General features: G+C 77.3%; 23 protein-coding genes and 1 riboswitch. Of the genes, 10 read left to right on the top strand and 13 right to left on the bottom strand.

Features of this window, described 5'->3' with window-relative positions; all coding sequences use genetic code 11:
- Window positions 1-38: 38 nt before the first annotated feature.
- A complete protein-coding gene (locus tag PHK61_RS09565; protein ID WP_274280735.1) occupies window positions 39-1,007 on the top strand; it encodes a S1 family peptidase in 969 nt (322 codons plus the stop codon).
- Here the strand turns inward: PHK61_RS09565 and thiE are convergent.
- On the bottom strand, window positions 985-1,656 hold the full coding sequence (thiE, locus tag PHK61_RS09560; protein ID WP_274280734.1) for a thiamine phosphate synthase: 672 nt from the start codon (window positions 1,654-1,656) through the stop codon (window positions 985-987). The two genes, PHK61_RS09565 and thiE, sit on opposite strands and share 23 nt — an antisense overlap.
- A gap of 26 nt (window positions 1,657-1,682) precedes the next feature.
- Here thiE and thiO point away from each other — a divergent pair, with 26 nt between their 5' ends.
- The 3 genes from thiO to thiG all read left to right on the top strand — a co-directional run bounded on the left by thiO (window position 1,683) and on the right by thiG (window position 3,914).
- Window positions 1,683-2,825 (top strand): glycine oxidase ThiO, encoded by a 1,143-nt coding sequence (thiO, locus tag PHK61_RS09555; RefSeq protein WP_420791375.1) that lies wholly within the window; start codon window positions 1,683-1,685, stop codon window positions 2,823-2,825.
- Between the two features lie 20 nt (window positions 2,826-2,845).
- Window positions 2,846-2,954, top strand: a riboswitch (TPP riboswitch).
- Window positions 2,950-3,153 (top strand): sulfur carrier protein ThiS, encoded by a 204-nt coding sequence (thiS, locus tag PHK61_RS09550; RefSeq protein ID WP_274280733.1) that lies wholly within the window; start codon window positions 2,950-2,952, stop codon window positions 3,151-3,153. Its footprint overlaps the riboswitch before it by 5 nt.
- 5 nt (window positions 3,154-3,158) lie before the next feature.
- Window positions 3,159-3,914: a thiazole synthase gene (gene thiG, locus PHK61_RS09545; protein WP_274280907.1), complete on the top strand. Its 756-nt coding sequence runs from the start codon at window positions 3,159-3,161 to the stop codon at window positions 3,912-3,914.
- A gap of 213 nt (window positions 3,915-4,127) precedes the next feature.
- Here thiG and PHK61_RS09540 read toward each other — a convergent pair whose 3' ends face one another.
- The 3 genes from PHK61_RS09540 to PHK61_RS09530 form a co-directional block, all read right to left on the bottom strand.
- Window positions 4,128-4,562 carry an SRPBCC family protein gene (locus PHK61_RS09540; protein ID WP_274280732.1) on the bottom strand — a complete coding sequence of 145 codons (435 nt, stop codon included), beginning with the start codon at window positions 4,560-4,562 and terminating at the stop codon, window positions 4,128-4,130.
- A 242-nt stretch (window positions 4,563-4,804) separates the two neighbouring features.
- Complete coding sequence (locus tag PHK61_RS09535) at window positions 4,805-6,091, bottom strand: cytochrome P450 (protein WP_274280906.1); 1,287 nt, start codon at window positions 6,089-6,091, stop codon at window positions 4,805-4,807.
- 69 nt (window positions 6,092-6,160) lie between these two features.
- Window positions 6,161-6,976, bottom strand: a complete 816-nt coding sequence (locus tag PHK61_RS09530) for a hypothetical protein (RefSeq protein WP_274280731.1) — start codon at window positions 6,974-6,976, stop codon at window positions 6,161-6,163.
- 42 nt (window positions 6,977-7,018) lie between these two features.
- Between PHK61_RS09530 and PHK61_RS09525 the strand changes: the two genes are divergently transcribed.
- Both PHK61_RS09525 and PHK61_RS09520 read left to right on the top strand, forming a co-directional pair.
- Window positions 7,019-7,993: a D-2-hydroxyacid dehydrogenase family protein gene (locus PHK61_RS09525; RefSeq protein ID WP_274280730.1), complete on the top strand. Its 975-nt coding sequence runs from the start codon at window positions 7,019-7,021 to the stop codon at window positions 7,991-7,993.
- A gap of 102 nt (window positions 7,994-8,095) precedes the next feature.
- Window positions 8,096-8,818 (top strand): hemerythrin domain-containing protein, encoded by a 723-nt coding sequence (locus PHK61_RS09520; RefSeq protein ID WP_274280729.1) that lies wholly within the window; start codon window positions 8,096-8,098, stop codon window positions 8,816-8,818.
- On the opposite strand, the gene PHK61_RS09515 is transcribed toward PHK61_RS09520, so the two are convergent.
- From PHK61_RS09515 to PHK61_RS09495, 5 genes are all read right to left on the bottom strand, one after another.
- The gene (locus PHK61_RS09515) at window positions 8,815-9,678 is read right to left on the bottom strand and encodes a hydroxymethylpyrimidine/phosphomethylpyrimidine kinase (protein ID WP_274280728.1); all 864 of its coding nucleotides are present in this window, start codon (window positions 9,676-9,678) and stop codon (window positions 8,815-8,817) included. The genes PHK61_RS09520 and PHK61_RS09515 overlap by 4 nt on opposite strands.
- 23 nt (window positions 9,679-9,701) lie before the next feature.
- The gene (gene thiD / locus PHK61_RS09510) at window positions 9,702-10,532 is read right to left on the bottom strand and encodes a bifunctional hydroxymethylpyrimidine kinase/phosphomethylpyrimidine kinase (RefSeq protein ID WP_274280727.1); all 831 of its coding nucleotides are present in this window, start codon (window positions 10,530-10,532) and stop codon (window positions 9,702-9,704) included.
- 104 nt (window positions 10,533-10,636) lie between these two features.
- Window positions 10,637-13,831, bottom strand: coding sequence for an ATP-binding protein (locus PHK61_RS09505; RefSeq protein ID WP_274280726.1), 3,195 nt, complete (start codon window positions 13,829-13,831; stop codon window positions 10,637-10,639).
- Window positions 13,832-13,915: 84 nt separating this feature from the next.
- Entirely contained in the window at window positions 13,916-14,824 is a 909-nt protein-coding gene (locus PHK61_RS09500; RefSeq protein ID WP_274280725.1) for a S1C family serine protease, read from the bottom strand.
- A gap of 62 nt (window positions 14,825-14,886) precedes the next feature.
- A complete protein-coding gene (locus PHK61_RS09495) occupies window positions 14,887-15,474 on the bottom strand; it encodes a peptide deformylase (protein ID WP_274280724.1) in 588 nt (195 codons plus the stop codon).
- A gap of 145 nt (window positions 15,475-15,619) precedes the next feature.
- On the opposite strand from PHK61_RS09495, the gene PHK61_RS09490 reads away from it, so the two are divergent.
- Window positions 15,620-15,919: a DUF3263 domain-containing protein gene (locus PHK61_RS09490; RefSeq protein WP_116707140.1), complete on the top strand. Its 300-nt coding sequence runs from the start codon at window positions 15,620-15,622 to the stop codon at window positions 15,917-15,919.
- Between the two features lie 77 nt (window positions 15,920-15,996).
- Window positions 15,997-16,800: a LytR C-terminal domain-containing protein gene (locus tag PHK61_RS09485; RefSeq protein WP_274280723.1), complete on the top strand. Its 804-nt coding sequence runs from the start codon at window positions 15,997-15,999 to the stop codon at window positions 16,798-16,800.
- Here the strand turns inward: PHK61_RS09485 and PHK61_RS09480 are convergent.
- The 4 genes from PHK61_RS09480 to moeA form a co-directional block, all read right to left on the bottom strand.
- Window positions 16,797-19,058, bottom strand: coding sequence for an AAA family ATPase (locus tag PHK61_RS09480; RefSeq protein WP_274280722.1), 2,262 nt, complete (start codon window positions 19,056-19,058; stop codon window positions 16,797-16,799). The two genes, PHK61_RS09485 and PHK61_RS09480, sit on opposite strands and share 4 nt — an antisense overlap.
- Window positions 19,055-20,185, bottom strand: coding sequence for a CDP-alcohol phosphatidyltransferase family protein (locus PHK61_RS09475; protein WP_274280721.1), 1,131 nt, complete (start codon window positions 20,183-20,185; stop codon window positions 19,055-19,057). Before PHK61_RS09475 ends, PHK61_RS09480 begins: the two co-directional genes overlap by 4 nt.
- Window positions 20,182-20,943: a phosphatidylserine decarboxylase gene (locus tag PHK61_RS09470; protein ID WP_274280720.1), complete on the bottom strand. Its 762-nt coding sequence runs from the start codon at window positions 20,941-20,943 to the stop codon at window positions 20,182-20,184. Before PHK61_RS09470 ends, PHK61_RS09475 begins: the two co-directional genes overlap by 4 nt.
- Window positions 20,944-21,290: 347 nt before the next feature.
- Window positions 21,291-22,505, bottom strand: a complete 1,215-nt coding sequence (gene moeA / locus PHK61_RS09465) for a molybdopterin molybdotransferase MoeA (RefSeq protein WP_274280719.1) — start codon at window positions 22,503-22,505, stop codon at window positions 21,291-21,293.
- 184 nt (window positions 22,506-22,689) lie between these two features.
- Here moeA and PHK61_RS09460 point away from each other — a divergent pair, with 184 nt between their 5' ends.
- Together PHK61_RS09460 and groL are read left to right on the top strand one after the other, a co-directional pair.
- Window positions 22,690-24,345 (top strand): serine/threonine-protein kinase, encoded by a 1,656-nt coding sequence (locus tag PHK61_RS09460; RefSeq protein ID WP_274280718.1) that lies wholly within the window; start codon window positions 22,690-22,692, stop codon window positions 24,343-24,345.
- Window positions 24,346-24,525: 180 nt separating this feature from the next.
- Window positions 24,526-26,157, top strand: coding sequence for a chaperonin GroEL (gene groL, locus PHK61_RS09455; protein ID WP_274280717.1), 1,632 nt, complete (start codon window positions 24,526-24,528; stop codon window positions 26,155-26,157).
- Window positions 26,158-26,359: the final 202 nt, after the last annotated feature.

The following is a 26,359-nucleotide window of genomic DNA, read 5'->3' as shown; positions in this document are numbered from 1 at the left end:
TCTAGCGTTCGTCCGGCCGTCGGCGCCTGTGCCGACAGATGAGCGAGTGGGGGATCGGGATGGGGCGGCTCGCGGCCCTGGCGCTCGCCGTGGGGCTGGCCGTGCTGCTGGCCGTGCTGCCGGCCGTGGGGCCGGCCGTGCTGGCGACGGGACCGGTCGCGCGGGCGGCGCCGGCCGAGACCCCCGCGGAGCTGGGCGCGGTCAAGGAGCGCCTCGACGCGCTCGCGGAGCGGCGGGGCGCGCCGGCGTCGGTGAGCGCCTGGTGGGTCGACGGCACCGCCCGCACGGTCGTCCTGGCGCTCAACGCGGCGCCGCGGGACGCGCGGTCGGCCGACTGGGTCCGGCAGGCGCGCGAGGTCGACGCCTCGGTGCGGGTGGTCGAGGGCGTGGCGGCACCGACCCCGCGCGCCGACCCGCCCGTCTACGACCTCGTCGGCGGCGACGCCGTGCGCGTCACCGGCACCCGGTGCTCGCTCGCGTTCACGGCGACCACCGCGTCGGGGGCGCCCCGGCTGATCACTGCCGGCCACTGCACCAACCGTGGCGGCGACGTGACCGGCGCGAACGACGCCCCGATCGGGCCGGTGCGCAGCTCCGTGTTCGACCGCACCGGCGACTGGGGCGTCGTCGACGTCGGGCCCGGCTGGCGGGCGACGCCGTCGGTGGCCGCCGAGGGGTCGACGACGCGCGCGATCACGGGCACGGCGACCGCCCCGGTCGGCGCCACCGTCTGCCGGTCGGGCTCCACGACGGGCTGGCGCTGCGGCCGGGTGACCGCGGTCGACGTCACCGCGAACTACGCCGCGGGCCCCGTCCAGGGCCTCGTGCTCACCGACGCGTGCAGCGAGGGCGGCGACTCCGGCGGCCCGTTCGTGTCCGGCAGCTCGGCGCTCGGGCTGCTCTCCGGCGGCACCGGGGACTGCACGACCGCCGGCGGCACGAGCCTCTACCAGCCGATCGACGAGGTCCTCGCGAGCGAGGGGCTCACGTTGTCGGTGGCGCGCTGAGCCGGCGGCGCAGCGTCCGCGCGGCCTCCTCGGGGTCGTCGGCCTCGGTGATCGCGCGCACGACCACCACGCGCGTCGCGCCGGCCGCCAGCACCTCGTCGAGGCGCGCGTGGTCGATCCCGCCGATCGCGAACCACGGCCGGGCGGGGGCCGCCGCGGCGGTGGCGCGCACGAGGTCGAGGCCCGGCGCGGGGCGTCCCGGCTTGGTCGGCGTGGGCCAGCACGGACCGGTGCAGAAGTAGTCGGCGCCCACCTCGGCCGCGCCCGCGGCGGCCTGGTCGGCGTCGTGGGTGGAGCGCCCGATGAGCACGTCGTCGCCGACCACCCGGCGGGCCCACGGCACCGGCAGGTCGTCCTGCCCGAGGTGCAGCACGTCGGCGTCGGCGGCGAGGGCGACGTCGGCGCGGTCGTTGACCGCCAGCAGCGCGCCGTGGCGGCGGGCCGCCGCGCCGAGGACCGCGAGCGCGGCGAGCTCGTCGCGGGCCTCCAGGCCCTTCTCGCGCAGCTGGATGATGTCGACGCCCCCGCGCAGGGCGGCGTCGGCGAACTCGGCGAGGTCGCCCCGTGCGGCGCGGGAGTCGGTGCACAGGTAGAGGCGGGCCTCCTGCAGACGCGTCCGGCGGTCGCTGCGGGTCGTCGGAGCACTCACCGTGACGACGGTATCGCGTAGCGTCGGTGACCGTGCGGGACCGGCTCGTCGTCGTGGGAGCAGGGGCCGTGGGCTCCGCGGTCGCCTGGGCGGCGGCGCGCGAGGGGCTCGCGGGCGAGGTCGTGCTCCTCGATCCCGAGCCGGGATCCGGGGCCTCGCGGGTGGCCGGGGGCATGCTCGCCCCGATCAGCGAGGCGTGGCCCGGCGAGCGCGACGTGCTGGAGCTGGGCGCGGCGTCGCTGGCCGGGTGGCCGGCGTTCGCCGCCGCGGTGGCGTCCGACGCGGGGCGCCTGGTCGGGCTGCGCCGCGAGGGCACGCTGCAGGTGGCCGTGGACGCCGCCGACGTCGAGGACCTGGACCGGGTGGCCGCCCACCTCGAGGACTGGGGCCGTGCGGTGTCGCGGCTGGGCCGGCGCGAGCTGCGGCGCCTGGAGCCGTCGCTGGGGCCCTCGGTGCGGGCGGGGTTCGCCGTGCCCGACGACCTGGCCGTCGACAACCGGGCCCTGCTCGGCGCGCTGACAGCGGCGGGCGAGGCGCGCGGGGTGGTGGCCGCGGCCCGGCGCGCGGTGCGGGTGCTCGACGACGGGGCGCGGGTGACGGGCGTGGAGCTCGCCGACGGCGAGGTGCTGGAGGCCGACCGCGTCGTCGTGGCCGCCGGGGCGTGGTCGGCGGCGCTGCACCCGGTGCTCGCGGGCCGGGTGCGTCCCGTCAAGGGCGAGATCCTGCGGGTGCGGGCGCGCCGGTCGTCGTTGCCGCCGCCGTCACGCACCGTGCGCGCGTCGGTGAGCGGGCGGCCGGTCTACGCGGTGCCCCGCGACGCGGGCCGGCTGGTGGTCGGGGCGACGCAGTACGAGGCGGGCTTCGACCCGGACGTCACCGTCGGCGGGGTGCGCGACCTCGTCGCCGACGTCGAGCGCGTGCTGCCGGGGATCGCCGACTACGCCCTGGAGGAGTCCGCCGCGTCATTCCGGCCGGGGACCGACGACAACCTGCCGCTGCTCGGACCCGTCGGACCGGCGGGGCTGGTCGCGGCGACCGGGCACGGGCGCAACGGGATGCTGCTGGTCGCGGTGAGCGTGGACGCCGTGGTGGCGGCCCTGCGCGGGGACCCGGTGCCCGGGGCGGCCCGGGCGGCCGCCGCGGACCGGTCGGTGGTCGCGCCCGGCTGAGGTGCGCGCGTACGGTGGGAATCGGACACCACGGGAGCCCGGGCACGGGCTGAGAGGGAGCCGGCGAGGCTCCGACCGTCGAACCTGATCCGGGTCATGCCGGCGCAGGGAGGGAGGGGCAGCGATGACCGTCGTGTGGCTGAACGAGGAGCGCCGCGAGGTCGGGCCCGGCACGACGATCGCCGCGCTGATGGCCGAGCACGGCGTGCCCGAGCGCGGCGTCGCGGTGGCGGTCGACGGCACCGTGGTCCCGCGCGCGAGCTGGGCGACCGTGGCGCTGATCGAGGGCTCGCGCGTCGAGGTGCTCACCGCCGTGCAGGGAGGCTGAGCGTGATGGACCCGCTCGTCATCGGGCACCGGAAGTTCTCCTCGCGCCTGATCATGGGCACCGGTGGCGCGTCGGGGCTGGCCGTGCTGGAGCGCGCGCTCGTCGCGTCGGGCACCGAGCTGACCACGGTGGCCATGCGCCGCCTGGACGCGGACGGTGGGCCGGGCGTGCTGGCGCTGCTCGAGCGTCTCGGCATCGAGGCGCTGCCCAACACGGCGGGGTGCCGCACGGCGGCCGAGGCGGTGCACACGGCGCGGATGGCGCGCGAGGCGCTGTCGACCGAGCTCGTCAAGCTCGAGGTGATCGCCGACGAGCGGACCCTGCTGCCCGACCCGATCGAGCTCCTCGACGCCGCCGAGCAGCTCGTCGACGACGGCTTCACGGTGCTGCCCTACACCAACGACGACCCGGTGCTCGCGGCGAAGCTCGCCGACGCCGGGTGTGCGGCGGTGATGCCGCTGGGCGCGCCGATCGGCACCGGGCTGGGCATCCGCAACCCGCACAACATCGAGATGATCACGGCCGCCTCGCCGGTGCCGGTGGTGCTCGACGCGGGCATCGGCACGGCGTCGGAGGCCGCGCAGGCCATGGAGCTCGGGTGCGACGCGGTCCTGCTCGCCACCGCCGTCACGCGCGCGTCGGACCCGGAGATGATGGCGACGGCGATGCGCCTGGGCGTGGAGGCCGGACGCGCCGCGCGCGGCGCCGGACGCATCCCGCGCCGGTACTGGGCGCAGGCGTCGAGCCCGCACGTGGACTAGGTGTGCCGGTGCGAGCGATGCGGCATCGCTGGCGTGTGACGCCAGGATCGCCACATCCTCGCTGGCGCGACACGCCGGGGCTGGCGCGGTCCGGGGTCGGGTCAGCGTGGTGGCCACCCGCGGCACGCAGCGCCACGGAGCTGCCGCGCCGCAGGCCGAGCACCGACGCTCGTCGTCAGGCAAGCGTTGACCGGGCGCTCGCCGCGCGGGAGGTCAGCGCCCTTCGGCCAGTGCCTTGAGCCGCGGCAGCGTCTTCTCGATGCCCCGCGCGTTGGCGGCCGGGAAGCCGCTGCGGTCGAGGAGCGCCGGGACGAGCGCGGTCGACCAGTCGAAGGTCTCGGTGACCGTCGTGCCGCTCGCGGTGGCCTCGAGCTCGTAGCGCCACCGGTGGCGGTTGAAGTGACGCCAGGCGATGCGCTTGTCCTCCTCGAACTCCACGACGGTGTTCGAGATCCGGTAGGGCAGCTTGATCCGCATGCCGACCCCGAACGTCGAGCCCAGCGACAGCCGCGACGGCCCGGAGATCGACGACCGGACGGTGCCGGAGCCGTCGAAGTCAGGGTGCCGGCGCGGGTCGGCGAGGAGCTCGAACACCGCGTGCGGCGGTGCGTCGATGTCGATGGAGCGGGACACCTGGCGTTCCGTCACGGATCGTCCGTACCCGCGTCCCGCACCACCGACCCATGATCGTGGCGGGTCTCCCGACGGTGAACGCCGGTGATGCGTCGCCGGCGCGGCAGTTCCCGCTCCGCTTCGTGCCGCGGGTGGCCGCATCGCTGCCCCGCCCCGGGCGTCGTCGCGCGCTCTCGGCGTGTCGCGTTGTGAGGATGTGGCGATCCTGGCGTGAGACGCCAGCGATGCCGCATCGCTCGCACACCCCGTGTGCGATGTCAGGTCAGGGCGACGGGGAGGGCGTCGACGCCGTAGACGATCGAGGTCTTGCGGAACGGCTGGTCGTCGAGGGTGCCCGCGTCCTCGGCCAGCGTGAGGTGCGGGAAGCGGCGCAGCAGGGCCGGGTAGGCCGTGCGCAGTTCCATCCGGGCGAGCTCGGCGCCGATGCAGCGGTGGATGCCGTGCCCGAAGGCCAGGTGCGGCGTCGGCGGGCGGCGGGGGTCGAAGCGCTCGGGGTCGGGGACCAGGCGCGGGTCGCGGTCGGCGCCCGACAGCGACACGAGCAGCCCGTCGCCCTTGCTGATGGCCACGCCGCCGAGCGTCATGTCCTCGGTCGCGAAGCGCGGGAACGCGATCTGCACGACGGTCAGGTAGCGCAGCAGCTCCTCGACGAACCCGTGCACCGCGCCCGGCTCGTCGCGCACGAGGGCGAAGCTCTCGGGGTCGCGCAGCAGCACCATGGCACCGAGCGCGAGCATCGACGCCGAGGTCTCCAGCCCGCCGGTGAGCAGGCCGTCGGCGAGCTCGGCGAGCTCGTCGGTGTCGAGCTCGTCGCCGTGCTCGCGGATCAGCTGGCCGAGCAGGCCCTCGCCGGGCTCGACGCGCTGGCGCTCGACGACGCCGCGCAGGTACTGCAGCGAGCCCGAGATGTTGTCGAAGACCGCGCCGGCCCCGCCGAACAGGTCGAACCGCGCGGTCGAGAGCGCCTGGAACTCGTCGCGCTCGTCGTAGGGGATGCCGAGCAGCTCGCAGATCGTCAGCGAGGGGATCGGGGTCGCGAAGTCACGCACGAGGTCGACGGGCTCGCCCGCCGCGGCGAGCTCCTCCATGGCGTCGAGGCGCCCCTCGACGATCTCGGTGATCCGCGGGCCGAGGCGGGCCAGGCGCCGCGAGGTGAACTCCGGGGTCAGCAGGCGGCGCAGCCGGGTGTGCTCCGGCGGGTCGGTGAAGCCCAGCCCGCCGGGGTTCTGGCCGTCGGTGACGCCGGCCTGCCCGACGAGGTGGCCGAAGTCGTTGGACAGGCCCTGCGTGCGACCCAGGACGGCCCGCGCCTCCTCGTGGCCGGTGATCAGCCACGCGGTGACGCCGAAGGGCAGCGGGAAGTGCCGCACGGGGTTGTCCTCGCGCGCCTCCCGCAGTCCCGGGACGGGGTCGAGGCCTTCGCGCCGCAACGGCATCAGCGCGTGATCCGGCAGCAGTGTCACCGGGTCGAGGCCGCGGCGACTGCGCCAGGCGAGGTACTGGCGCGCTGCCCAGCCCACGACCCGTGACCGCAGCGCGGCCAGTCGTGAACGGTCCACCACCGTGACCACTCTGCCCTCCCCGCGCACGACGACGCCGCTCGGGGGCCGAGGCTAGGGCGTCCGAGTGCCCGATGGACCCGGTGACGGGGGTGTGTCACCCCACCGTTCGTCGGGGTCGACCCGGGGCAGATGCCCGGGTGGCGCCTCGGCGGCGTCGTCCGGTTCGTCCGATAACGCCCCGAACCGTACGCTCCCGACGGGGGCGCGGACGAGGGTCGGTGCCCGCAGACCGAGGCGGGCGAGCTCCAGCTCGGCGAGCCGGGACAGCACGCGCGGGTCGCCGTGACGCCAGCCCGCGGCCGCGTCGGGCACCCGGGCGAGGCGGCGCGGTGTGGCGTGGACCAGGGCGCGCAGCGCGAGCAGGTCGGCGTCGCCGACACCCCCGCGCAGGCCGTCGCGCAGCGCGAGGACCGCCCGCGCCGCGATCATCCAGCGCACCCGGAACCAGAGCCACGCGGCGACCACCGGGACGATCGCGAGCAGCGCCACCGTCCAGGCCACCCCGGAGGCGAGCGCCTCCACCGCGGCGATCTGCAGGTCGCCGGCCGCGACGATCTCGTCGCCGGCGCGGGCGCCGCCGGACAGCGCGCGGGCGAGGTCGTCGCCGACGAACGGCACGCCGGAGGCGGTGTCCGCGGCGCCGGTGAACGTGTCGCGCACCCGGGTCCCCGCCGCGCCGATCTGGCGGCCGGGTCCCTGCAGGGTCAGCACCGCGTCGTACAGCAGCACCGCGAGCGACACGACGACCGCCACCCAGACCAGCACCGCGACGTCGGCCAGGAACTGGCGGATGCGCCGGCGGGGGCGTTCGGCGTACACCGGCCAGCCCGCCCGGGTGGGGCGCAGCACGGGCGGTTCGGCGGGCACGACGGGTGTGTGCCCCCGGACCCGCGAGGGCACACCCCGCCCGTGCCGCAGCCCCGCCGGATCGCCCTGCTCGACGACTACCAGCAGGTCGCGGCCTCGTACGCCGACTGGGACGCCCTCGGCGCCGAGGTCACGTCCTTCACCGGGCACCTCGGCGGCCCGGACGACGTCGTCGCCGCGCTCGAGCCCTTCGACGTCGTCGTGGCCATGCGGGAGCGCACCGCCTTCCCCGCCGACGTCCTCGCGCGCCTCCCGCACCTCGGGCTGCTGGTGACCACCGGACCGGCCAACGTCGCGATCGACGTCGCCGCGGCCCGCGAGCGCGGCATCACCGTGTCGGGCACCGGCGGCGTCAGCCCGTCGACCCCGACCGTCGAGATGACGTGGGGCCTGATCCTCGCGCTGGCGCGGCACATCCCCGCCGAGGACCGCGCCGTGCGCGAGGGCCGCTGGCAGCACACGGTCGGGCGCGACCTGGCGGGCCGGCGCCTCGGCGTCGTCGGGCTGGGCGGGCTCGGCGCGCCGGTGGCCACCGTCGGGCTCGCGTTCGGGATGGACGTGGTGGCCTGGAGCCGGCACCTCGACCCGGACGACGCCCGCGCGCTCGGCGTCACGCCCGTCGGCAAGGACGAGCTGCTGGCCACCGCCGACGTCGTGACCATCCACCTCAAGCTCTCCGAGCGCACCACCGGCCTGCTCGGGCGCGACGACCTGGCGCGGATGAAGCCCACCGCGCTGCTGGTCAACACCTCGCGGGGGCCGATCGTCGACGAGGACGCGCTGGTGGAGGCCCTGCACGCCGGGACGATCGGCGGCGCGGGCCTCGACGTGTTCGGCACCGAGCCGCTCCCGGCCGACGCGCCGCTGCGCACCGCGCCGCGCACCGTGCTCACGCCGCACCTGGGCTACGTCACCGAGGGCAGCTACGCGGTGTTCTACCGCGACGCGGTGGAGGACATCCGCGCCTGGGCCGACGGGGCGCCGATCCGCGAGCTCGGCCCGGAGGACGGGGGCTGAGCCACGAGGGGCACGCGGTAAGCGCGCGGCAAGTCGACGACAAGCGGGGTGGGTCACGCTGTCGGCATCCGACGAGACGCACGCGATCCCCAGGAGCCCGGCGTGAGCACCGCCCAGCCCGAGACCGGCGCCGACCCCGGGTCGCCGACCGCCCGCGACCTCGCCCCGCTCCGCGTCACCGACCGCGCCCTGCTCGCCGACGTGCGCCGCCTCGCGCACCTCGCCGAGGGGGTCGCCGCGGGCACGGTGCCGCTGGTCGAACGGCGCGCGCTCGCGCTCGGCGACTGGGTCGAGCGCGTCTGCGAGGCGATCCGCCACCGGCACGACGGCGAGGAGGCCGTGCTCTGGCCGGTGCTGGAGCGCCACGCCGGGCGCACCCTGGACCTCTCCGGGCTGCGCGACGACCACGTCGCCCTGCGCGGCGTGCTCGGCGAGGTCCGGCGGGCCACCCGCGGGCTGGTCGGGGCCGTGCTCGTGCGCCCAATCGCGGTCGCGAGCGCCGAGGACTTCGCCCGCATCCGCCGCCTCGCGCGCCTGCTGGGTGAGCTCGCCGACCTGCTCGAGGAGCACCGCCGCGACGCCGAGCGCGAGCTGCGGGACGAGCTGGCCCGGGTGCCGCGCGCGGAGTGGCGGCGCGCCGCGCGCGACCACCACGCGGAGACCCCGGACCCGGTGTTCACCTCGGCCCGCGCCCGCGCCGCGGCCGCGCCCGGCGACGTCGCTGCGGTCGACGAGGCCCTCGGGGGACGGGGCCTGCCGGGGGTGCTGGCGCGCCGCGCCCTGCGGCGCCGCGAGCGCCTGGTGTTCGGCGACGCGGCGGGCTAGCGGTGCGCCTGCACGGCCCAGAGCGGTGAGACCGGGCCGACGCCGGCGCCGAGGGGGTAGGACTCGGCGACGGCGCGGCGGATGTAGCGCTCGGCGGACGCGACGGCGTCGGGCACCGTGGCGCCCCGGGCCAGCGCGGCGCAGGTCGCGCTGGCCAGGGCGTCGCCCGCGCCGTGGACGTGCGGGGTGTCGATCCGCGGGCCCGAGAACTCCCAGGTCTGCTCGCCGTCGAAGAGCAGGTCGACGACCTCGGGCGAGCCGCGCAGGTGCCCGCCCTTGACCAGCACGTACCGCGGCCCCAGCGCGTGCAGGGCCTTCGCGGCCTCGCGGGCGGTCCCGGCGTCGGTGACGGTGACGCCGACGAGCAGGCGCACCTCGTCGAGGTTCGGGGTCGCGAGCGCCGCGCGCGGGAGCAGCCGCGTGCGGATGGCCTCCATCGCGTCCTCGGTGAGCAGCGGCTCGCCGGCCATGGACGCTGCCACGGGGTCGACGACGAAGGGGACCGGTGCCGATGGTCCAGATCCGCTGCGCTGCGTGTCCGGCCCGTCGCCGCGCCCGATCCCGACCTCGTCGACCACGTCGGCGACCGCGTCGATGATCTCCCGCGACGCCAGCATCCCGGTCTTGGCCGCGCCGACCCCGATGTCGGTGACCACGGCCCGGACCTGCGCCGCGACCGTGTCCGCCGGCACGAGGTGCACCGCGGAGACGCCGAGCGAGTTCTGCACGGTGACCGCCGTGACGGCGACGCAGCCGTGCACGCCGCACGCCGTCATCGCGCGCAGGTCGGCCTCGAGCCCGGCGGCCCCGCCCGAGTCGGATCCGGCGATCGTCAGCGCCCGCGGCGGGGTCTCGGCCATCCCGACATCATCGCCGTCGGGGGTCACCGAGGTTCCCAGTCCGCCACTGACCACAGGGACGACACCGGGCCGTGGCCGGCGCCGAGCGGGTAGGCGTGCTCGACGGCGCGGGTGATGTAGGCCTTGCCGAGCGCGACCGCGTCGACGAGCGCCATCCCGCGCGCGAGCCCGGCCGTGATCGACGACGCCAGCGAGTCGCCGCCGCCGTGGCTGTGCGGGGTGTCGCGGCGCGACGAGGAGAACCGGTGCTCGGTGCCGTCGGCGGTCACCAGCAGGTCGACGACCTCCGGCGAGCCCGCCAGGTGCCCGCCCTTGACCAGCGCCGCGCCCGCCCCGAGGTCGAGCAGCGCGCGGGCCGCCGTGCGCGCGGTGTCGTCGTCGACGACCTCGACCCCGACGAGCAGGCGCAGCTCGTCGAGGTTCGGGGTGACGAGCGTGGCCCGCGGGATCAGCAGGGTGCGCACGGCGTCCAGCGCGTCGGGCGCCAGCAGCGGGTGCCCGTGCATCGAGGCCGCGACGGGGTCGACGACGAGGGGCACGCGCGTCCCGAGCCCGACCTCGTCGCCGGCCTCGACCACCGCGGCGATGATCTCGGTGGAGGCGAGCATCCCGGTCTTGGCCGCGTCGACGCCCATGTCGCCGGCCACCGTGCGGATCTGGGCGGCGACGACCTCGGGCGGGATCGCGTGGAAGCCCTCGACGCCGACGGAGTTCTGGACGGTGACCGCGGCGACCGCCACCGCCCCGTGCACCCCGCAGGCCGTGAAGGCGCGGATGTCGGCGGTGAGCCCGGCGCCCCCGCCGGAGTCGGTGCCGGCGATGGCGAGCGCGACGGGTGGGCTGGTTGCGGTCACGGTTCCTCCCGGGCCGGCATGACCCGGCCGGTCCAGCGGTCGGCGGCTCCCCGCCCTCTCAGCCCGGCCATGACGGGCTCCCGCGCGATCGATCGGCGCGGACGCTAACCGCGCGCGTCGAGGGGCAGCAACTCGTCGACCCGGTCGCGCCACGGGCCCGCGTCGCCCACGACGGCCAGCGCCCGCGCGCGGTGGGCCGCGACCGCGTCGTCCCCGTGCCCCAGCGTCCGCGCGAGCCGGGCGAGCACGAGGTCGATCGGGGCGAACGCCAGGATCCCCGTGACCGACAGGCCCCACCGCCCGGCGAACGGCTCCAGCGCCGCGAAGGCCTCCGCCGCGCGCTCGCGGTCGCCCAGGCGCGCGGCCACCAGGCCCTGCACGGTGAGCAGCCCGCCCCAGCTCCAGTCCCGCGGCACCGGCAGGCGCCGCGCCCACAGCGCGCGTGCCTCGTGCTCGTGCCCGGCGTCGAGCAGCGCGTGGGCGAGCAGGTCGTGGGCGTAGCGCGGGAAGGCGGCGTCGATGCGCCGCAGCGCCGGCAGGCTCGCGGAGGTGTCCCCGCGGGCCAGCGCGAGGGTGAACCGCGCGACCTCGCCGAGCACGGTCGCGTGCGGCACCCCGGCGGCGGCGAGGCGCTCGCCCTCCTCGGCGTAGGTGCGCTCGGCGAGGTCGTCGTGCCCGCGGGTCAGCGCCAGCATCGCGTCGTGCAGGCCCACGAAGGCCAGCGTCATCTCGAGCTGCCCGTCGGTGGCGGCGGCCAGCGCCGCGTCGGCGTGGTGGCGGGCGGTGGCCGGGTCGTCGCGGACCACGGCCGCGCAGAACAGCACGTGGTGGGCCTCGGCCCGGTGGTCGGCGTGCCCGCCCGCCCGCGCGGCCTCGAGCATCTCGCGCCCGACCGGCTCGATGCGGTCCCAGCACTCCGGCTGCGAGGTCACGAGGAAGACGGTGTTCAGCGCGGTGCACAGCAGCCGGGTGTCGCCGGACGCGCGGGCCCGCCGCAGCGCCTCGTCGGCGAGCGCGGCGGCCCGCGCGGGCTCGAGGAACTCGACCTCGCGGGCGTGGGCGAGGAGCAGCCGCGTGCGCATCGTGTCGTCGGGCCGGCCCGCCACGAGCTCGGCGAGCAGCGGCGCCATCCGCCCGCCCGTGCCCCGCACCGGCCAGGGCATCGGCGCGTCGAGGCTGGTCAGGGCCCGGGCGACGAGCTCCGGGTCGCCGGTGGCGCGGGCGGCGTCGACGGCGAGGCCGCGCTCGGCGTGGGCGTGCTCGCCGGCCCCCGACGCCGCGAGCGCGGTGACCAGCGCGCAGCGCAGCGGCACCACCGAGGGTCCATCGGGCACGAGCGCCAGCGCCGCGCGGCACAGGGCGACCGCCGACCGGAACGCCCCGCGCGCCATCGCGTCGTCGGCGGCCGCGGCGACGTGGGCGAGCATCCGGGCGGCCGCGACGCGGTCCCCCGCGGCGAGGGCGTGGTGGGCGAGCACGGCGGGCGCCACCGCCACGGCGGGACCGGCCACCCCGGCCTCGAGCACGTCGAGGATGCGCGCGTGCCGCCGGGCCCGGCGCAGGCGCGGGACCTCGTCGGCGACCACCTCGCGCCACAGGTCGTGGACGAAGCGCACCGCGCGCGCCCCGTCGTCCTCGCCGAGCACCCCCGCGGCCACCGCCGCGTCGAGGCCGTCGAGCACGTCCTCCTCGATCTCGGCCACCGTGCGCCCCGTGACCGCGGCCTCCACGGCGAGCACGAGGTCGACCTCGGCGGAGCGTCCGAGCAGGGCCACGTGCGCGAGGACCGCCCGCGAGCAGCCGGGCAGCTCGCGCAGCCGGCGGCGCAGGACGTCGCGCACGCCGGCCGGCAGCCCGTCCTGGCCGGACGACCCGGTCGTGAGGGCCAGGCGGGCCACCTCGCGGACGAACAGCGGGTTGCCGCCCGTGCGGTCGGCGACGGCGGACGCGGTGGCGGTGTCGGCGGGCAGCCCGTGGCGGGCGAGCAGGGCGCCGACCGCGTCGGGGACGAGCCCGGCGAGGGTCAGGCGGTCGCCGACGACGGTCGCGAGCGCGGCCCACGTCGCGTGCAGGGCGGCGGTGTCCTCCTCGCCGCGGTGGGTGCCGACGACGAGCAGCCCGGCGTCGGCGCCGCTGGCGACCATGCGCAGCAGGCGCAGGGTCTCGTCGTCGGCGCGGTGCAGGTCGTCGAGGGTGACGAGCACGGGCGCGCGGTGCTGGAGCGCGTCCAGGACGGCCCGGCCGCGCGCGAAGGGGGTGGGGTCGCCGGCCTCGGCGGCGCCCAGGTCGCGCAGCACCTCGGTCCAGGGCCAGGCCGGCGGCGCGCCGTCGACCTCGGGGCACCGGCCGCGCGCGACCGTCCAGCCCGCGCGGGCCCGGGCGTCGGCGACGGCGTCGACCAGCGTGGTCTTGCCCGACCCGGCCTCGCCGGCGACGAGCACCAGCTCGACCGCGCCGGCCGCGACGCGCGCGGCGGCGGCCTCGCAGCGGGCGAGCTCGGCGTCGCGGCCCAGGGGCGGTGCGGTCGCCGCGGGCACGACGGGCGCCGGGCCCGGGACGGTGAGCACCGCGGACTCGAGGCGGACGAGCGCCGGGCCCGGGTCGAGGCCGAGCTCCTCGCGCAGGTGCCCGCGGGTGCGCCGTAGCAGCTCGAGGGCGTCGGGGGCGCGCCCGGCCCGGTGCAGGGCGGTGGCGAGCAGCCGGACGCCCTCCTCGCGCAGCGGATGGTCGTGGACGTGGCCCTCGAGCAGCGGGACGACGTCATCGGGCCGGCCCAGCGCGAGCTCGGCGGCGGCGAGGCGCTCGCGGGCGGTGAGCACCACCTCGTCGAGCCGGGCCGCCTCGGCCTGCGCCCAGGCCTCGCCGGCGAACTCGGCGTACGCCGGGCCGCGCCGCACCGCGAGGGCCTCGCGGAGCAGGGCGGCGGCGCGCACCGGCGGCTCGCCGCGGGCCCGGTCGACGAGGTCGCCCAGGCGCGTCGCGTCGAGCGCGTCCGGGCCGGGCAGGCGCAGCGCGTAGCCGGGCGCGGCGGTGACGAGGACCTGCGACGGGGTGCGCGGCGCCCGGCGGGGCTCGAGGACCCGGCGCAGGTGCGAGACGTGCACCTGCAGCGACGAGAGGGCGTTCGGGCCGGGGCGCCCGCCGGCGAGGTCGTCGACCAGGCGGTCGGCGGTGACGACCTCCCCGCCCGCGACCGCCAGCCGGGCCAGCACGGCGCGCCGGGCCGGCCCGCCCAGCTCCACCGCCACGCCGTCGACCGTCGCGCGCAGCGGGCCCAGCACCCCGATCTCGACGGTCACCGCGCTTCCGCGGGCTCGCATACCCCCATCGGCGCAGCGTAGGTCGTTCGTCCGGGGGTCGTCAGGTCGACCGTGCGGCGCTTCTCAGTGGTCCGTCAGCTCGGACGGCACGGCCAGCACGTCCACCATCGCCTCGCCGCGCAGGACCGTCACCGGCATCGTGCGCCCGATCGACGGCGCGAACAGGCGGCGCTGCAGGCCCTGGGCGTCGCTGACCGGCTCGCGGTCGGCGGAGACCACGAGGTCGCCCGCGTGCAGCCCGGCGCGGGCCGCGGGGCTGCCGGGCACGACCTCGGCCACCCGCAGGCCCTTCTGCCGTCCCAGGCGGGCGGCGACGTCGGCGGGCAGGGGCGCGGGCGCCCCGACCAGGCCGAGGTAGCCGCGCCGCACCCGGCCCTCGGCGCGCAGGGTGTCGAGGATGCGGCGCGTCGTGGCCGTCACGGGCACCGCGAGGCCCAGCCCGACCCCGGCGACGGCGGTGTTGATGCCGACGACGTGGCCCGCCGCGTCCGCGAGCGCACCGCCGGAGTTGCCAGGGTTGAGCGCGGCGTCGGTCTGGATGACGTCCTCGACCACCCGGCTCGCCCGCCCGCTGCGCACCGGCAGGGCGCGGCCGAGCCCGCTCACCACACCCGCGGTGACCGACCCGGCGAGCCCCAGCGGGTTGCCGACCGCCACCACGAGCTGCCCGACGACGAGCCCGCCGGCGTCGCCGAGGGTCAGCGGCGGCGGGGTGGGGTCGCGGGTGGTGAGGACGGCGAGGTCGGAGAGCCGGTCGGTGCCGCGCACCGTGACCCGCCCCTCAGTGCCGTCGGCGTAGGCGACCTCGCCGGCGCCGTTGCCCGCGACGACGTGGGCGTTGGTGACCAGGACACCGTCGTCGACGACCACGGCCGACCCGCTGCCCCGGCCGGCGCGCACCGCGGCGACCGACGGGCCCACGGCGGCCGCGACCGTGCTCACGGTGCGGGAGTAGGCGTCGAGCTCGTCCATGCCCTCGTGCTTACACCGTTGCAGCCGCGCGGGCCGACGTGTCCGCTGTGGGCGGACGGCGCTCAGTGCCCGAAGGGGTCCGGGTCGACGCCGGGCATCCACGAGCTCCCCGGCACGCCCCAGCCGTGGTCGCGCACGGCGCGCTTGGCGGCGCGGCGGTACCGGCCGACGAGGCGGTCGAGGTAGAGGTAACCGTCGAGGTGGTCGGTCTCGTGCTGCAGGCAGCGGGCGAGGTAGCCGGTGCCGGTGACGACGACCTCGCCGCCCTCGACGTCGACCCCGCGCACCTCGGCCCACGCGGCGCGGCCCGTCGGGAAGGACTCGCCCGGCACCGACAGGCAGCCCTCCTCGTCGTCGTCGGGGTCGGGCATCGTCTCCGCAGGCGCGTCGGCGGTGAGGACGGGGTTGACCACGACGCCGCGGCGCCGCTCCCCGCCGAGCTCGGGGTCGGGGCAGTCGAAGACGAAGACGCGGCGGTCGTCGCCGATCTGGTTGGCGGCCAGTCCGACGCCGTTGGCGGCGTCCATCGTCTCGAAGAGGTCCGCGACGAGGGTGCGCAGCGCGTCCCCGCCGAGCTCCTCAGGGGTCACGGGCTGGGTCGGCCGGTGCAGCACCGGGTCGCCGACGATGACGACGGGCCTGACGGTCACGGCGGGCACCGTAGTGCCCCGCGTCCGAGCGCTTCCCACGCGTGGAGCCCCGCGCTGTCGGGGCGCCGTGATTGAATGGAGGGGCCCGAATGACAGGCGTGTCATTCGCGGTCAGCGGGACGCCGTCGTGGCAGGAGGCGAGGACGTGGCGGACGCGGTTCGGGTGCATCCCCCGCAGGACGAGCCGTCGGACGGGCTCGACCGTCGCGACCGCGAGATCCTCGCGTTCGAGCGCCAGTGGTGGAAGTACGCGGGCGCCAAGGAACAGGCGATCCGCGAGCTCTTCGACATGTCCGCCACCCGCTACTACCAGGTGCTCAACGCCCTGGTCGACCGTCCGGAGGCCCTCGCGGCCGACCCGATGCTCGTGAAACGCCTGAGGCGCCTGAGACAGAGCCGGCAGCGGGCCCGTGCGGCGCGTCGCCTCGGTGTGGAGCCTCGTTGATGGTCTCCTGACTCCCTGACGCGGCATTCCGCCGAGCGAGCAGGAAGCGGACGACGGTCCGCGGTGGGGAGCAGGAGATGACTGGGCCCGGGTCCGCCGACGCCTCGCGCATGCGCATCGCGGGCATCGTCCTGCTGGCGATCGCCGGTGTCGCCGCCGTGGTCGGCCTGCTCGCTCTCGGGGGTGAGGGGCCCTCCAGTCCCACGGCCGCGCCCGCGAGCCCGGCGGCGCCGCTGCCCGGCGCGACCGGCAACGGCTCCCCGGCCCCGCAGCCGGCGCCCGCGCCGAACCAGGCCGGTGTCCCCGGCCAGGGTCTCCCCGGCCAGCCCGGCGGCCCCGCCCAGCCCGGCGGCCCCGTCCCGCCCGGTGGGCCCGTGCCGCCCGGCGGTGTGGCCGGAGCCCCGGGCGCGCCCGGTGGTGCTCCCGGTGGTGCCCCCGGGGCCGGCCCGGCGGTCGGGGCGCCGATCGTGCCCGGTGGCGGTGTCGGCGGTGCTCCCGGCGGTGCTCCCGGCGGTGCTCCCGGCGGCGGCGCCGTGGCCGGTGGCCCCGGCGTCCCCGGTGGCGGCTCCGGCGGCGGTGCCGTGGACTCGTCCATCGCGGTCCGGGTCTTCAACAACTCGACGATCCAGGGCCTCGCCGACCGCGCGGCCGCCGAGATGCGCGCCCAGGGCTGGAACGTCGTCGAGGTCGGCAACTACCCGAGCGGCGTCATCCCGGAGAGCACCGTCTACTACCGCCCCGGCACGGGCGAGCAGGGTGCGGCCGAGGCGATCGCCCGCGAGTTTGGGCTGCGCTCGATGCCGCGCTTCGACGGCATCGCCAGCGCCTCGCCGGGCGTCATCGTCATCGCGACGAACAACTGGGGCCAGAGCCGGGGTTAGTTCTCGCCGGCGTAGGCCTCGAGCTCGGCGAGCTGGCGCGGGTCCAGCGAGGGCTTGACGGCCTCGCGGGCGGTGGCCAGGTCGCGCGCCGACACCTCGGTCGACTCCAGCGACGTGCGCATCGCCGTCAGGGCCGCCTCGCGGATCAGGGCGGCGCAGTCGGCGGCCGAGTAGCGGTCGAGGTCGTCGGCCAGCGCGTCGAGGTCCACGTCGTCGGCGAGCGGGGTGTCCCGCGCCGCGGCGCGCAGGATGTCCGCGCGGGCCGGGGCGTCGGGCGGCGGCACGTACACGCGCCGCTCGAGGCGCCCGGGCCGCAGCAGCGCCGGGTCGATGAGCTCGGGGCGGTTGGTGGCGCCGAGCACCACGACGTCGCGCAGCGGCTCGGCGCCGTCGAGCTCGGTGAGCAGCGCGGCCACGACCCGGTCGGAGACGCCGGCGTCGGTCGACCCCCCGCGGCGCGGGGCCAGCGCGTCGATCTCGTCGAGGAACACCAGCGCCGGGGCGGCGGCGGCGGCCCGGCGGAACAGCGAGCGCACGGCCCGCTCGGACTCGCCGACGAACTTGTCGAGCACCTCGGCACCCTTGACCACGAACACGTTGAGCGAGCCGGTGCCCGCCAGCGCGCGCACGAGGAACGTCTTGCCACACCCCGGCGGGCCGTAGAGCAGCACCCCGCGCGGCGGCGACACCCCGAGCCGGGCGAACGAGTCGGGGTAGCGCAGCGGCCACAGGATCGTCTCGGTGAGCGCCTGCTTGGTCTCGACCATGTCGCCGACCCGCTCGAGCGTCAGCCCGCCCGACGACAGCGTCTGCGACCCCGACGACAGCGACGCCGGGCGCACCGAGGACACGGCGCCGAGCAGGTCGTCGGTGTCGAGGGACGGGTCGCCGTCGCCGTCCCCCGCGCGCAGGGCCGCGCGGACCGCCGCCTCGCGGCGCAGCGCGACCAGGTCGCCGGCCACGAACCCCGGGGTCCGCGCGCCCACCGCCGCCAGATCGACGTCCTTCGCGAGCGGCACCCCGCGCAGCAGCACGCGCAGCAGCTCGGCGCGGTCGCGGTCGCCGGGGGCGGGCAGGGTGAGCTCGCGGTCGACGAGGTCGGCGCCGCGGACACGCGGGTCCAGGGCCTCGGCCCGCGAGGACGTCAGCACCAGCGCCGTGCCCGCCGAGCTCGCCGCGCGCCGCAGCGCCTCGAGCACCAGCGTCGACAGTGGCGGCGGGTCGGCCGCGGGCAGCAGCACCTCGGCGTCGGTGATGAGCAGGACGGTCGGGGCGCTCGCGGTGGCGTCGTCGACGGCCTCCCGGATGCGCGCGGCGGCGGCACCGGCCTCGATCGCGGCGACCTCGGGGGCGGGCAGGCACACCACCCGCGCCTCCTCGTCGGCGGCGACCGCCCGCACGAGCGTCGTCTTGCCGACGCCCTCGGGCCCGCTGACCAGCACCCCGAGCCGCGGCGCGGCGCCGAGGCGCTCGAGCAGCTCGGGACGGCGGAACACGAGGTCGAGCCACTCGCCGAGTCGGCGAGCGGGCTCGGCCTGCCCGACGAGGTCGGCGACGGCGACCGCGGGCTCCTCGACGAGAGGGGCGGTCGCGGCCACGGGCGCCGGAGCCGCGGGCGTCGTCACCGGGGAGGCCGCGGCGGGTGGCGCGGCCGGGGCGGCGCCCGTGCTCGCCCCGTTGCGCCAGCGCACGACCGTGGTCGGCGCGACGACGAGGGCCGCCGAGGGGTCGGCGCCGCTCGGCGGCTCGGCGGCGGTCACGGTGACGAGCTCGGTGGTCCAGGTGCCGCCGAGCGCGGCGGCGAGGCCCCGGCGCGCGCCCGCGGCGTCGGCGCCGGGGACGGGGCTGAGGTCCTGGGGCAGCAGCGAGAGCGTGTCGCCGGAGAGCAGGACCTTGCCGGTGAGGGCCAGGCGCAGCGTCTCCGGGGGGAGCGCGGCCGCGGCCAGCCGCGAGCCCGCGACCTCGACCTGACGGGCGACGGCGACCGGCGCGGCGGCCACGCCCACGGTCGACCCGTCGACGACGCCGGCGTTGACCATGGTCGTCTCGTCCAGCACCGCGGTGCCCGGCGCCGCGGGGGCGGCGGCCGGCGCGACGAGGGCCGCGGTCGCGCGCACGCCCGTGACCCGCACCGCGTCCCACGCCTCGAGGCCCAGCGCGGTGATCACCTCGGGGTGCAGGCGCACGACGCCGCGGCGCGCGTCGCCGGCGGAGGTGCCCAGCCGGGCGAGGAGGTCGACGCCGACGGGGGCGCTCACGGCCGGTCGTCCCGCTGCCGGTCGTCCCGCTGCCGGTCGTCCCGCTGCCGGTCGTCCCGCTGCCGGCGCAGCCCGAGACGGCGCGACCCGCGGGGCCGGGGCCGGGGCCGGCGGTCGCGGACACCGTCCCCGTGGCCGTTGCGGTCGGCGGGTCGCTCCGGCGGCCGTCCGGTCGGCCGGTCGAGCGGTCCCGGCGGGGGCAGCGGGGCCGTCGGGTCGCCGCCGCGCCGGTCGCGGTCACGCCCGATGTTGCGCGCGGCGCTGCCGGCGCGGGCGGCGGCGCCCGCCACCCGGCGGCGCAGGTTGCGCCGCGGCGGCGCGAGGCCCAGGCGGCGGTGGGCGCGGCGCACGGCCCGGCGCTGGCGCGGGGGCACGTGCCAGACCTCGGGGTGGCGGCCCAGCCAGCGGTAGCGGCTGACCGCCCACGGGATGTGCAGCAGGTAGAACGCGACGGCCACGGCGTAGACGACGAACGGGAACGTCACGAGCGCCGCGGCGGCGAACGCGACCGCGACGAGCAGGGGCGCCACGAGCGACGGCGGGACGCGGACGCTCTTGAGCGAGGCGGTCGGCACGCGGCTGATCATCAGCACGCCCACCATCACGGTCCACACGGAGACCACCGCGGGCAGCGACCAGAACCCCGGCCCGAGCTGGACCTCGAGCGCGAGCGGGGCCAGGGCGACGAGCGCGCCCGCCGGCGAGGGGACGCCCACGAAGAACTCGCCGGCGTAGGGCGGCGCCTCCTCGTCGTCGGAGAGCGTGTTGAACCGGGCGAGGCGCAGCGCGGCCGACACCACCAGCACGAGCGCGACCACCCAGCCGATCCGGATGTCGTCCAGCGTCCAGAGGAACAGGATCAGGGCGGGCGAGACGCCGAACGAGATGCAGTCCGAGAGCGAGTCGAGCTCGGCGCCCATGCGGCTGGTCGCGTCGAGCAGGCGGGCCAGGCGGCCGTCGAGGGCGTCGAACACCGCGGCCAGCGCGATCGCGGCGAGGGCGGCGATCCGGTTGTCGGTCAGCATGAACTGCACCCCGGACAGCCCGGAGCACAGCGCGAGCACGGTGACGGCGTTGGGCAGCAGCCGCACGCCGCGCCCGCCGCCGCGTGCCGCCTCGGGGGTCATCGTGTCCCCGGCAGGTCGGCCAGCACCGTCTCCCCGCCGACGGCCCGCTGTCCGGGCTCGACGTGGATCGTGCTGCCCGGGGGCAGGAGCAGGTCGACCCGCGAGCCGAAGCGGATGAGGCCGTAGACCTCGCCGGCGCGGACCTCGTCGCCGGGCGCGGCGTCGCAGACGATGCGGCGCGCGACGAGCCCGGCGATCTGCAGGACGGCGAGGTCGTGCCCGTCGGTGCCGTGCACCCACATCGCCGTGCGGGCGTTGGTGTCGCTGGCCGCGGGGAGGTCGGCGGACAGGTAGCCGCCCGGGCGGTGCTCGACGGCCTGCACCTGGCCGTCGACCGGGACGCGCTGCACGTGCACGTCGTACACCGACAGGAAGACGCTGACCCGCGGGCGCGGGCCGGGAGGCAGGCCGCGGGCGACGAGGTCCTCGGGCGGCTCGGCGGTGTCGACGAGGCTCACGGTGCCGTCGGCGGGCGCCACCGCGATGCCGGCCCGACGCGGGGTCGTGCGGTGGGGCGCGCGGAAGAACGCGGCGACCCCGGCGGTGACGGCCAGCGCCCCGAACGTCCCGCGGCCGCGCAGGGCCCGGACGCCGAACGCCGCGGCGGCCACCGCGCCGATGACGGGCGCGCCGCCGGGGTGCAGCGGGGGGATCGTGTCGCGGACGAGGGTGAGGGCGTGGCGCACCGTGCCGCCGAGCCCCGTGGGGGTCTCCGGGGGGCCGGCGTGCTGGGCGGCGGACTGGTCGGACGTGACCATCGTCGGTACGGATCCCTCTCCTCGACGGCGCGCGAGGAAAACCTATCGGCCGAGCCGGAGGTGGGACGAGGTGGGAAGGCCCGGGATGGGGCCGGGGCCGCCAACCCCCGAGTCGGCGACCCCGGCCGGGAACCGCTCGTCCGCTCCCCAGCGACAAGCGGTTGGTCCTGTGACGGGCCCACCCGGACGATGTCTGGACACACCTGGAGCGGGGTCCATGACACCTGTCACACATGGTGCCCGATGTCGCGCGACTGCGGAAGGCCGGGTCGCCCCAACGGTCCAACCGGACCGCTCGACGGGACGCTCGACCAGGGGTTGACGGGGCTCCATCGAGCCGTTCCGGATCACCCGTCCAGGAGCCAGACCTCGACGCTCTCCCCGGCCTCCACCCGCGTGACCTGCTCGTCCACCACGAACAGGCAGTCGGCGCGGGCCAGCGCGGCGAGCAGGTGCGACCCGGCCGCCCCGACCGGCGCGACCGTGCCCGCGACGGCGTCGATCCGGCCGCGGCGGAACTGGCGGCGCCCCGCGGGGGAGTCCAGCGGCTCGGCCAGGCGCGCCCGCACCCGCGGGCGGTCGGGCTGCGGGTGCCCGAGCGCGGCGCGCAGGGCCGGGCGGACGAACACCTCGAAGGAGACCAGCGAGCTCACCGGGTTGCCGGGCAGGGTCACCACCGCGACCTCGCCGACCGGCCCGCGGTGGTGCCCGAGGCCCTGGGGCATGCCGGGCTGCATGGCGACCTTGGAGAACGTGACGCCCTTGCCGGTGAACGCGTCCTTGACGACCTCGTAGGCACCGGCGCTGACCCCGCCCGAGGTGAGGACGAGGTCGACGGGGTCGTCGGCGCGGGCGGCGAGGGCCTCGTCGAGGGTGCGGGTGAACTGCTCGACGTCGTCGGGCACGAAGCGCAGCAGCTCGCCGCGCCCGCCCGCGTCCTCGACCGCGGCCGCGAGCATGGGGCCGTTGGACTCGTGGATCTGGCCGTGGCGCAGCGGCTCGCCCGGCGCGACGAGCTCCGAGCCGGTGGACAGGACGAGGACCCGCGGCCGGCGGCGCACCCGCAGCGTGCCGGCGCCGACCGCGGCGGCGAGCCCGATCTGGGCGGGCCCGAGGAGCGTGCCGGCGGGCAGCACCACCTGGCCCGCGGTGACGTCCTCCCCGGCGCCGCGCACGTTCTGCCCGGCGCCCACGGCCTGCTCGACGCGCACCTGCTCGGTGCCGCCGTCGGTCCACTCGACCTGCACCACCGCGTCGGCGCCCTCGGGCATCGCGGCGCCGGTCATGATCCGGTGCGCGGTGCCGGCCGCCAGGGGCGGGCCGTCGGTGCGCCCGGCCGGGACGTCGGCGGCGACGGGCAGCAGGGCGGGCGTCTCGGCGAGGTCCGCGCTGCGCACCGCGTAGCCGTCCATCGCCGAGTTCGCGAACGGCGGCAGCGGGTGGGGGGCGACGAGGTCCTCGGCGAGGATCCGGTCGCGGGCGTCGGCGAGCTCGACGGTCTCGGCGGTGGTGGGGCCGAGCAGCGCGGCGACGGCGGCGGCGTGCTCGCCCACCGGCCGCATCGCCGCGGGGTCGCCGTGGTCGTGGCCGTGTCCGGCCCGGTGTCCGCCTCCGTGTCCGGCCCCGTGTCCCGTCCCGTGCCCGTGTCCCGTCACGGCGGGCATCGTCCCGCCCGCGCCGTCGACCTGCCGACCGGGGCGCGCCGTTCTGCCCGGCCGGGGCCCGTCGCGGCGTTAGGGTCGGCCCGTGGCGGACCGGAGCGCGCAGGACCTGACCGGGCAGCGGCTCGGCCACTTCCGCGTGGACGGCGTCATCGGCCGGGGCGGCATGAGCGTGCTGTACCGGGCCACCGACACCCGGCTCGGGCGCCGGGTCGCGCTCAAGGTCATCGACGAGGCGCTGGCCGCCGACCGCGAGTTCCGCGAGCGCTTCGTCGACGAGGCCCGCAACACCTCGGCGGTCGACCACTCCCACGTCGTCCCGCTCTACGACTTCGACGAGACCGACGGCCACCTCTACATCGCGATGCGCCACGTCGAGGGGCCCGACCTCGCGAGCGTCATCGACAACCGCCCGGTGCCGGTCGCGCGCACGCTGCGCCTGCTCGGGCAGGTCGCCGACGCGCTGGACGCCGTGCACGCCCGGGGGCTGGTGCACCTCGACGTGAAGCCGGCGAACGTGCTGGTCACGACCCGCGAGTCCGCCGGGGAGCACGTCTACCTCGCCGACTTCGGCCTCACCCGCCGCGGCGCCACCGGCCACCGGACCTCGGGGGGCGACTTCCTCGGCTCCCCGACCTACGCCGCCCCCGAGCACCTGCGGGGCGAGCCGGTCGACGCCCGCACCGACGTCTACTCGCTGACCTGCGTGCTGTTCACCTGCCTCACCGGGCGGGCCCCGTACCTGGGGTCGGTCACCGAGGTCATCGACGGCCACCTGGCCGGCGACATGCCCTCGGTCGCCGACCTCGTCGGTCTCGACCCCCGCATCGACGACGTGGTGCGTCGCGGCATGGACCCCGACCGGCCCCGACGCCACGAGTCGGCGAGCGCGGTCATCGAGGCGGCCCGGGGCGCGCTGACCGGGCCGGGTCCGATGCCGCTGGTCGGTCCGCCGCCGGCCCGCCGGCCCGCGGGGCCGGCCCGCTCGCCCGGACGGGTGCCGCCGGTGGCCGGCGTGGCGCCGGTGCGTCCCGTGCCGCCGGTCGCGCCGGTCGCGCCGGTCGCGCCGGTGCCGCCGGTCGCGGCCTCCTCGCAGGCGGTGGACGTCCCGGCGGCGCCGGCCGCGGAGGCGCCGGACGACGCCGCGGCCGCGTCGTCGAACGGCGCCCGGACCCCTGGCGGCACGACCGGATCCGGCTCCTCCCACCCGTCGAGCCCGGCCGGCTCGATGGGTGGGGCCGGCGCGACCGCCTCACCCGACGCGGCCGGCCCGTGGGGCGGGGCCGGCGAGTCTCGTGCGCCGCGCACGTCCGTCGTGCCTGGCCAGTCCGGCCCGGCCGGCACGCCCGGTCACTCCGGCCCGTCCGGCACGCCCGGCCACTCCGGCCCCGCGGGGCCCGGCGGCCGCCCGCTCCCGCCGCCGACGCCGCCCCGCGGCGCCCCGTCCGCGCCGCCGGAGCGGCCGCCGGGTCCGGGGTCCGGTCCCTTCCCGGCATCCGGCCCCTTCTCGGGTTCGGGCCCTGCCGGCCCGCCCGTGACCCCACCGCCCGGGACCCCGCCGCCCGGGCCGCTGACGCGCTCGTCGGTGGCCCCGCCGATGCGTCTGCGCGACCCGCTGCCGCCGGACCGCGACGGCTCCTTCGTCCGGGCGGCCGCGGACCGGCCGAAGCCGCTGGTCCTGGTCGTCGGCGGCGTGATCGTCGTGGCCGTGATCGTGCTCCTCGTGCTGCTGCTCCTCTGAGCCGCGACACCCCCGTCGGGCTCGGTTGCACTCACCCGACCCGAGTGCCAGCATGGGGTTGGCACTCGGTATCGTCGAGTGCCAGGTCGGGACGGTGAGGCCGGCGGAACGGAGCCGGTCGTCCGTCGCGGGCACCGCGCCTGGCCGAGCTCACGTGTCTCTCATCGGAGGACCACCCGCATGGCCAAGATGATCGCGTTCGACGAGGAGGCCCGTCGCGGCCTCGAGCGGGGCATGAACAGCCTCGCGGACGCTGTCAAGGTGACCCTCGGCCCGCGCGGCCGCAACGTCGTCCTGGAGAAGAAGTGGGGCGCCCCCACGATCACCAACGACGGCGTCTCCATCGCGAAGGAGATCGAGCTCGAGGACCCCTGGGAGAAGATCGGGGCCGAGCTCGTCAAGGAGGTCGCGAAGAAGACCGACGACGTCGCCGGTGACGGCACGACCACCGCGACCGTCCTCGCCCAGGCGCTCGTCCGCGAGGGCCTGCGCAACGTGGCCGCCGGTGCCAACCCGATGTCGCTGAAGAAGGGCATCGAGAAGGCCACCGAGGCCGTCTCGCAGCAGCTCCTGAAGTCGGCCAAGGAGGTCGAGACCAAGGAGCAGATCGCCGCCACCGCGTCGATCTCCGCCGGCGACTCGCAGATCGGCGAGCTCATCGCCGAGGCGATGGACAAGGTCGGCAAGGAAGGCGTCATCACGGTCGAGGAGTCGCAGACCTTCGGGCTCGAGCTCGAGCTCACCGAGGGCATGCGCTTCGACAAGGGCTACATCTCGCCCTACTTCGTCACCGACCAGGACCGGATGGAGGCCGAGCTCGACGAGCCCTACATCCTGCTCATGTCCTCCAAGATCTCGTCGGTGAAGGACCTGCTCCCGCTGCTGGAGAAGGTCATGCAGTCCGGCAAGCCGCTGGCGATCATCTCGGAGGACGTCGAGGGCGAGGCCCTGGCCACCCTGGTCGTCAACAAGATCCGCGGCACCTTCAAGTCGGTCGCCGTCAAGGCCCCCGGCTTCGGTGACCGCCGCAAGGCGATGCTGGCCGACATGGCCATCCTCACCGGCGGCGAGGTCATCTCGGAGGAGGTCGGCCTCAAGCTCGAGACCGCCGACCTGAGCCTGCTGGGCCGCGCCCGCAAGGTCACCGTCTCCAAGGACGAGACCACGATCGTCGACGGCGCCGGCGCCGCCGACCAGATCCAGGGCCGCGTGCAGCAGATCCGCTCCGAGATCGAGCGCAGCGACTCCGACTACGACCGCGAGAAGCTCCAGGAGCGTCTCGCCAAGCTCGCCGGCGGCGTCGCGGTCATCCGCGCCGGTGCCGCGACCGAGGTCGAGCTGAAGGAGCGCAAGCACCGCATCGAGGACGCGGTCCGCAACGCCAAGGCCGCGGTCGAGGAGGGCATCGTCGCCGGCGGCGGCGTCGCGCTCCTGCAGGCCTCGGTGGGCGACGTCTTCTCGGGCCTCGGGCTCGACGGGGACGAGGCCACCGGCGCCAACATCGTGCGCACCGCGCTCGAGGCGCCGCTGAAGCAGATCGCCCACAACGCCGGCCACGAGCCCGGCGTCGTGGCCGAGAAGGTCCGTGGGCTCAACACCGGTGAAGGCCTCGACGCCGCCACCGGCGAGTACAAGGACCTGATCGCCGCGGGCATCATCGACCCCGCCAAGGTCACCCGCTCGGCGTTGCAGAACGCCGCGTCGATCGCCGCGCTGTTCCTGACCACGGAGGCCGTGGTCGCGGACAAGCCGGAGAAGGGCGGCGGCGCTGCTGCCGACCCGACCGGCGGCATGGGCGGCATGGACTTCTGAGTCCAGGCCTCCACGGCACCTGAAGGGCCGCACCCCCACCCGGGGTGCGGCCCTTCGTCGTCTCCGGGGGCCGTCTCAGAAGGGTGGGGGGTCGTCGGGGTGGTGCGGGGCCGGCGGTGTCGGGGCTGGTGTCGGCTGTCGGCGGCTCGTGCCGAACTTGGCGGCGTAGCGGGCGGCGAACCTGGCGCGCCAGTCGGGGTCG

Source organism: Actinomycetospora lutea (assembly GCF_028737205.1).
Classification (GTDB): domain Bacteria; phylum Actinomycetota; class Actinomycetes; order Mycobacteriales; family Pseudonocardiaceae; genus Actinomycetospora; species Actinomycetospora lutea.
This window is presented reverse-complemented; position numbering and strand designations above follow the sequence as displayed.

What these genes read in the sequence shown, in the direction of transcription:
- thiS (WP_274280733.1), top strand. Translation starts at nt 2,950, where the DNA reads ATGACCGTCGTGTGGCTGAACGAGGAGCGCCGCGAGGTCGGGCCCGGC.
- PHK61_RS09485 (WP_274280723.1), top strand. Translation starts at nt 15,997, where the DNA reads ATGACTGGGCCCGGGTCCGCCGACGCCTCGCGCATGCGCATCGCGGGC.
- moeA (WP_274280719.1), bottom strand. Translation starts at nt 22,505, where the DNA reads ATGCGGCCGGTGGGCGAGCACGCCGCCGCCGTCGCCGCGCTGCTCGGC.
- PHK61_RS09470 (WP_274280720.1), bottom strand. Translation starts at nt 20,943, where the DNA reads ATGGTCACGTCCGACCAGTCCGCCGCCCAGCACGCCGGCCCCCCGGAG.
- PHK61_RS09500 (WP_274280725.1), bottom strand. Translation starts at nt 14,824, where the DNA reads ATGGACGAGCTCGACGCCTACTCCCGCACCGTGAGCACGGTCGCGGCC.
- PHK61_RS09475 (WP_274280721.1), bottom strand. Translation starts at nt 20,185, where the DNA reads ATGACCCCCGAGGCGGCACGCGGCGGCGGGCGCGGCGTGCGGCTGCTG.
- thiG (WP_274280907.1), top strand. Translation starts at nt 3,159, where the DNA reads ATGGACCCGCTCGTCATCGGGCACCGGAAGTTCTCCTCGCGCCTGATC.
- groL (WP_274280717.1), top strand. Translation starts at nt 24,526, where the DNA reads ATGGCCAAGATGATCGCGTTCGACGAGGAGGCCCGTCGCGGCCTCGAG.
- PHK61_RS09515 (WP_274280728.1), bottom strand. Translation starts at nt 9,678, where the DNA reads ATGGCCGAGACCCCGCCGCGGGCGCTGACGATCGCCGGATCCGACTCG.
- PHK61_RS09565 (WP_274280735.1), top strand. Translation starts at nt 39, where the DNA reads ATGAGCGAGTGGGGGATCGGGATGGGGCGGCTCGCGGCCCTGGCGCTC.